This window comes from Microcystis sp. M113S1, assembly GCF_020246945.1.
Lineage (GTDB): Bacteria > Cyanobacteriota > Cyanobacteriia > Cyanobacteriales > Microcystaceae > Microcystis.
Genome location: NZ_JADBSA010000258.1, coordinates 1 through 4639 on the forward strand (window position 1 = coordinate 1; position 4639 = coordinate 4639).

The 4639-nt window shown below is 41.7% G+C and carries 5 protein-coding genes; 1 reads left to right on the top strand and 4 read right to left on the bottom strand.

What is annotated here, in order from left to right; all coding sequences use genetic code 11:
• Nucleotides 1-1301 precede the first annotated feature (1301 nt).
• Nucleotides 1302-2480 carry an AI-2E family transporter gene (locus IM319_RS13015; RefSeq protein ID WP_287684264.1) on the bottom strand — a complete coding sequence of 393 codons (1179 nt, stop codon included), beginning with the start codon at nt 2478-2480 and terminating at the stop codon, nt 1302-1304.
• 273 nt (nt 2481-2753) lie between these two features.
• Between IM319_RS13015 and IM319_RS13020 the strand changes: the two genes are divergently transcribed.
• The gene (locus IM319_RS13020; protein WP_287735875.1) at nt 2754-3074 is read left to right on the top strand and encodes a type II toxin-antitoxin system PrlF family antitoxin; all 321 of its coding nucleotides are present in this window, start codon (nt 2754-2756) and stop codon (nt 3072-3074) included.
• Nucleotides 3075-3359: 285 nt separating this feature from the next.
• On the opposite strand, the gene IM319_RS13025 is transcribed toward IM319_RS13020, so the two are convergent.
• From IM319_RS13025 to IM319_RS13035, 3 genes are all read right to left on the bottom strand, one after another.
• Nucleotides 3360-3725 (bottom strand): hypothetical protein, encoded by a 366-nt coding sequence (locus IM319_RS13025; protein WP_287735876.1) that lies wholly within the window; start codon nt 3723-3725, stop codon nt 3360-3362.
• A 178-nt stretch (nt 3726-3903) separates the two neighbouring features.
• Nucleotides 3904-4383, bottom strand: a complete 480-nt coding sequence (locus IM319_RS13030; protein WP_287735877.1) for an excisionase family DNA-binding protein — start codon at nt 4381-4383, stop codon at nt 3904-3906.
• Nucleotides 4384-4453: 70 nt separating this feature from the next.
• Nucleotides 4454-4639 (bottom strand): hypothetical protein (locus tag IM319_RS13035; RefSeq protein WP_287735878.1); only part of this gene is annotated, 186 nt, incomplete at its 5' end.

The following is a 4639-nucleotide window of genomic DNA, read 5'->3' on the forward strand; positions in this document are numbered from 1 at the left end:
AGGCCGAATTTGAAGTCTTTTCTGAACGAAACCCCCTACTATCTGTGGTCAAGGTTCAGTTTTTAGCTTGGTTATCGCTTTTTCCATTGTAGCTTAAAGCCGTCCTAAAAGGACGGGGTTTTAACCCAAATTTTCGATAAGGGGGATCGGGACGAAGAAAAAATTTTTTACCTTGGCAATCGTCTATCTCAATTCTGTCACCTCATTTGCCTCGTTAGGGAGTAGGATGTTTTACCGGTAAGGGGTTCTTCGGTATAGTTAGGCGTGGAGTTATATCCAATCGCTAACAAGGGTAACGTTAGGGTCAGAATTGCGATCATGGTTCCGAGTAAATTGGCCCACCTATGACTAGGAGGTTCGGAAGTCTTCCCTGACGGGTTGCTTGATTCCATAAAGGGGTCGTGTTGAACTCGACAAGTAAAGAATACGAGAGATATATAGAGCATTAAGCTATCGGCCTTGAGCTTTTAGCAAATTACTGCTATTTTTTGCCTTTGGGCTTGGTTAACGTCTCGTTAGAAAGCGAAACATTAACAGCAATATTCCCCCTACTAATTATATTTTACCCATTTTTTTCCAGGAGTTCCCTCTGATACTTTTCTTGACGATCTCTCCAGATCATGGTCTGTTGGTGTTCGCCCCTGTTACACTTTACGCTGGGGAGCATCTCATTTATGCAAGTGAGTAATTATATTTGCCCCTAAAACTGTTTTCTAGCAAGGCTTTCAAAATAGCTTGACATAAAAACCTGATTTGGGGGTTACAAAGGTGAGATGCTCCCGTTACACTGTTACGCTGTGGGTGCAAGCACAGCTTCCTTGTCTGATCCCGAAATCAAGTTGTTTACTACTCAATCCACAAAAAAAATGTCTGAAAAGCCCAAATATTAAGCGATTCAAACATTTTCTCATTGCAATCGGAGGGTGATATTGACTTTATGTCTTAACTTCGAGCTTACGATAGAAAGCTGGCTGTTAATGTAGCCTATTTAACCAAAACATCGATTTTTTGCTTATTTATCGGGATAGAAAATGACCTTTTCTTAAAATTATCGGAGTTTAGAGATAATTGGTTAGCTAATCTCCCAATAAGCCAGGCCCCAGAGACCAGCAAGGCATCCTCAAGCCTTCATTTGTCCTTCCTAGGCATGGACGGCGATCGCCGAGAGCGGAGTTAATACACCAATATGGATATCATAACTCGATCGAGGGAGAAAAACCAAGAACCTGCGAGAAAATTGCCGATTTCTCCCGGCCAAGATTACTGCTCAGATCGCCCTAGATTATGCCGTCAGTCATTCTTCAGCGAGAAACCACCTCGCTAGAGGATTCTGATTCTAGGGGGAGAGAGGGTTTAATTATCCCGTATTTTGTCTCCTCTGGTGTCACTTGACGGATAACCTCCAAAGCTTCCTTGATCATTACTGCCATGGGAACTGCGACAATTACCCCCAGTAAACCGCCCACTCGCGCCCCCGTCAAGACCGAGACCAACACCCAAAAGGGATTTAACCCGGTGACACTGCCCAAAATCCGGGGAGCAATGCCATTTTCGACAATTTGCTGCACCACTACAGCCACGGCTAAAACTTGTAGAGCTAAACCAATATCGCGCAAAGCTAGTAAAGCTGTCACCGTGACAATGCCTACAGTTCCCCCAAAAGGGATTAAGGCCATGGTACCAATCAACAGACCGAATAGGAGACCAAAAGGGACTTTAATCGATAAAAATGCCGTGACTAATCCCAGGGCCATGCAGGTGGCGCAAATTACCTGTCCGACAAAGTAATTCTGAAAACTTAAGCGTAGGGTTAGGGAAAAGGGTTGTTGGACGGGTTTGGGCAACCATTGGATAATACTCCTCCAGATATCGGGACTGTGGAGAAGTAGATAAAAGGTGAGGATAATAGTTAACAGCACATCAAGCACTCGCACCACGGTAAAAACGGTGAGATTAAGGGCTAAATTAACGCTTCTTCCCGCTAGAATTTGCAATTCTGCCCCTAAACGACTGTTAAACTGAGCGATAACACCATCGAAACTGATCGGAATCGGCAGATTCATCATGTCGATTTTGGTATCTAGTTGCATCAGTTGGCGCTGTCCCGAGTCTAACCATTCTGGCAATCTATTGACAAATTGCTGTGCTTGGGTGAAGACTAAGGGAACTAGGGTTATTCCCACGGCCACAAAAATTAAAATCGTGATCAGGGAAACCACGATCGCAGCTAAACCCCGTTTTAATCCCTGACGTTCCAACCAAGTCACCGGATAACCCAAGAGAAAAGATAGAACGGCCGCTATCAGTAAAATAACAAATAAAGATTCAAAATAGCCAAAAATTGCCGATAATGCCCAGGCATTCAGGACGATAAGTGGTGCAGCTAGAGCAATCACCAGTAAGCGGGATAAGGAATTCAGGGATTGCCACCACGTCTGAATCCAATTGCGTTTCGGGGGAACGACTTTAACTTCCACCATGAAGCCTCTTAAAAGGTTTGTTTCAACACTTGTATTCTGACAGATCGAAGCCTAACCCGCTAACTCAACCGGGGGAAGTGGGAAGATGGGGTGTGGGATGCTGACAGGCGTAGGATTATTACAACAACCTTATGGGTGTAACGGGGGCATCCTGCCGACATTTAAGGTGAACGGATCCGTTAGGCTGTAGATCTAGTCACTCCATACTTGACAAGACAATGCAGTTGCATTACCATCAAGGTCTAGTTTTTACAGACAGGCTTAGAGGTCGCTATGGCTGCAACGATAGCCCCATGCCTGGAATCCACTCTTACTGATCGCTATCAGACTACAATTCCCGATTCTGTTCGCAAAGCCCTTGGCTTGAATAAGCGTGATAAAATCTGCTACAACATACAGGCCGACGGCAAAGTATGGATTTCCTGGGCTGATGGGGCAGAAGAAAATGATCCAGTGCTTGGGAAATTTCTGAATTTTCTTGCACAAGATCTGGAACAGAACCCTCAACACCCTCCAGATGATTGGCATGACCTACTCAAAGAGGCGAAAAGTGCAATTAGCCGTTTACGGGAAGCTGCTGAAACCGAAATTTAATGATAGATATGTCTGGACTTCCCCCATACAGAAATACTAAAAAATTAACAAAACCCTTATGGAGCTTCTCAGAAAAAATTGAAAAGAGGCCACTGGGTACATTTTTCGCTTGAAAATGTCTGTACCGTTGACTGTATCTGGAGTGGAGCGATGACCTAGAGTTGGCTTTATAGCGATCGCTAACTTGATTGTAACAGATAGTGTCATCAATCTCTAGAGTCAGCGATTCCCTCTGTAGCCATGTTTAGATAGCTAGTACATTTACACTGGAGAAGTTCAGTTCTATCAAACAATTTTAGTTATCTTTTGACAAAAATTAGATAAATTGGCTTTTTTATCTAAAAACTCTAGTAATTCAGCTAGAGATTTTTGAGGATTTTTATATTTCTTGACTTGCCTATTTAGACTGAATTTAATTTCTTCGGGATATTCATCAAACAAATTACTTAAAAAAGTATCAGGAGATTGAGCCTTTATACCCCAAGTTTCTAAAGCTGACAGTGAAAAGTCGGTAATATTATTAGTTAAAATTAGATTAGCTTTAGCCATAACAGCAGTTGCTAAAACATGACGATCTTTTAAGTCGTTTGTCATTAACTCAATTAAACCAGATGGCACTTCAACCATGGCTTCGGGAAAAGCTGCTTTCATTGTCTCCACTAAATTAAGGGCTTTTATTGAAGTTATATTATATCGATTAATCAGATTGCGGGTTGTTCCTTCTAAAATTAATTTCGACCAGTAAGGCGAGTATAAACCTTGCCAAGCAATTGATAATAAAGTATCGCGTAAATACTAAGGAATAAGAACACAAGCATCTAAAACAACCCTAGGCTCTGCTGTCATCTAGGTTTAATTCCTCATCTTTTCTGTATAGTCCTTCCGCTTCAGTCATGGCTACAAGGTGATTTAAAATTTGTTCTCTTTCTCGATATTTTTTTTCTTTATATATTAGCAAATCTTCTCGTTTTATTCGTCGAACACTGCCTACATTAGTCGATAAAATTTGCCCCTGTTCTAGTAATTTTATTAGATAAGAGTTAGAAACATTTAACAAATTAGCCGCTTCTTCTATAGTTAAATCCTGATGGGTAACATTTAACTGAATTACCTGTCCCGATGCTAAGGCAGCTACACTGTAACGAAGTACCATTAAAACCAATTCGGGAATATAGACATTTTCTCCCTGTTCAGTGACGAGTCTCGTCGGTATTTCTCTATTAAGCAGCTGATTTAATTGGGTTATTTGTTCAGTTTCTTCGGGTTCGACAACAAAATGAGTTGGGTCAAAATTAGAATATTTACTCATATCAGAGAATGACTCCACGCATTTATCGAAAATTTGGGTTAAAACCCCGTCCTTTTAGGACGGCTTTAAGCTACAATGGAAAAAGCGATAACCAAGCTAAAAACTGAACCTTGACCACAGATAGTAAGGGGTTTCGTTCAGAAAAGACTTCAAATTCGGCCTTGAACGAGTAAAACTTTCTAGGAAATAAGGTTGAACATGAGATTTTTTCGACTTGTTCAAAGTGGCCGTCCGGCATTCGGACACTGAAAACGGA